This is a genomic window from Andreprevotia lacus DSM 23236 (assembly GCF_900176275.1).
Lineage (GTDB): Bacteria > Pseudomonadota > Gammaproteobacteria > Burkholderiales > Chitinibacteraceae > Andreprevotia > Andreprevotia lacus.
Map to the genome: position 1 here is coordinate 1 of NZ_FWXD01000070.1, position 1914 is coordinate 1914.

General features: G+C 50.6%; 3 protein-coding genes. All 3 read right to left on the minus strand.

Annotated elements, in window-relative coordinates; genetic code table 11:
• Positions 1–282 precede the first annotated feature (282 nt).
• Positions 283–687 (minus strand): hypothetical protein, encoded by a 405-nt coding sequence (locus B9A19_RS21765; protein WP_084093234.1) that lies wholly within the window; start codon positions 685–687, stop codon positions 283–285.
• A 79-nt stretch (positions 688–766) separates the two neighbouring features.
• A complete protein-coding gene (locus tag B9A19_RS21770) occupies positions 767–1108 on the minus strand; it encodes a hypothetical protein (protein WP_084093235.1) in 342 nt (113 codons plus the stop codon).
• Between the two features lie 5 nt (positions 1109–1113).
• The coding region (locus B9A19_RS21775) for a DUF8616 domain-containing protein (protein WP_139799068.1) at positions 1114–1914 on the minus strand (801 nt) is incomplete at its 5' end.

Genomic DNA, 1914 nt, shown 5'->3' on the forward strand with positions numbered 1-1914 from the left:
GCCCAGCGCAAGCGCGAAATAAGTGTTAACAGGCCCTAGTCTGGCGCAGGCTTTATCCCCTGCGCCGTTTTCGTTTCCGCCGGACTATCTATCCGAAGGTTTAAAGTTCATCTCGCGGATAGACTACTAGGAAATACAATCGGTTATGCGCACATGCGCTTGCAGCTTCTTTGGTTTTTGACCACGTGTAACCTCCATGTAACTACTCTCCAACTCAATGAGTTGCATTGCTTCACAGAGCAATCAAGTTAGCTGGCAATTTGAATCATGCCCAGCTAACCATCACATAGCTGCCCCCGCCACGCGGGTCTTGTTCTGCCGTAATGTCTCCCCGCGCAAAGCGATAAATTGACTGGCTGTCGTTCTGGCTGTTAGGAGTACCCAGTTCGTGCACCAGAAAATCGACATGGGCTTTGTGCTGCGCGCGCCCCCCAAGTCAGAGTCGCTCACAAATCCGAAGCTCAATCGATTCAGGTGATCATGCTCGAACCCGAGAGAGAGCTGGATGGCCTGCCCTGATTGGGTCTGCGCCGAAGCGGTCCTGAAGCACCAACCAGTTTGCATGTCAAGTTCACGGGTAAATGCCAAACCTGTTTGAGCCAACTCTTGGGCAGTAAGCCCTGCACGCAAGATGACACTTTGATTAAGGTAAACTTCCCCACGTGAAATATCAAAGGAGGCTGCCATATTTGAGAACCTTGAATTTAAAAGCAGACCCGAAGTGGGCTTCGTTGCTGCAAGAGCAGCGTCAGCAGTATATTTTTACTTATTGTCTAAACAGGATTGGCTCTTTTTCGGGAATGAGGATAGCTATTTCATCGTTGGATTGACAAAGCTTTCTATATATGCCACTTTCATTTCGTGGCAAGAACGACGCGAGCGCAGTCAACTGATCCGCAGAGCTGAAAGGCGCATTGTAGAAAAGGTACTCGCCTTGCTCTGTGAGCACGACCATCTGGATGAACGAAGTGTCTTTATTAGAGATGAATTTAAGCGATGTGCGATCATTGTGCCAAATGACTGCGCCACTCTCGGAAATGTCCTCGTAAACATGAGCATCCGAAAATCCAAGATCGTTCATGTACGCTTTGAGGTTATTTTTATTCATTTCAATTAATTCCCTAGAATGCTGTTTACCAGACGATCAACAAAGCCATCTGACTTGGGTTTCGCGTTAACAATCAACTCCCCAGGTTTACGCAGTGTGCCGGTGATGGGGTCGCGAACTTGCGGGACACCATAAATGTCTTCCAAGACATTCACATTGAACATTGGTGCGCTAACCTGTGCATTCATTGCTTGGGAAAGGTCCTTGTAGAAGCATCCCCGACCCGTTTGGCAGGCAACCAACTCAATTTTCTTTGGCTCAAGCTTATTTGCTTTCAACAGCTCCGCAACCTCGTTTGCAGAGAGCCCGCCTAGCTCTGTAGGGGAGCCATGGGCCACAATGGTCAGTGTTTCTCCCTTCTGGATTAAGTTCAACTCGCCTAGCTTCAGCACTCGATCACCCCGAGTTTTTGCAAGAGCGTCTACTGAAGCGTTGACGACGGCATCGTCACTTTGGAGATTCAGAATCGGGAGGTCTTTTTTGGATGGTGCTTGCTGGCGTAGCAATTCCGGGGTGGCTGAGGGCGCCTTGGGCTTCACTGCCTCAAGAACCTTGGCCGCTGTTGCCGCTTCATCTGCTCCCCGACCAGCACGCAGCCCCAAACTAGTCAGTTGAGCCGCTACCGTGCGCAGCAAGCCCGGCATCGCTGCGACCACCTTGCCCACGGCCGTTATGCCATCGATGACCAGCAAGATATCCAGCAGCACCCCGCCAAACAACACACCACCCTGAAACTTGCCCGACAAGTCACCGCGTTGCATATAGGCCATGTAGGCATTGAACTTGTCGGCGGTACCTTGCTTGAT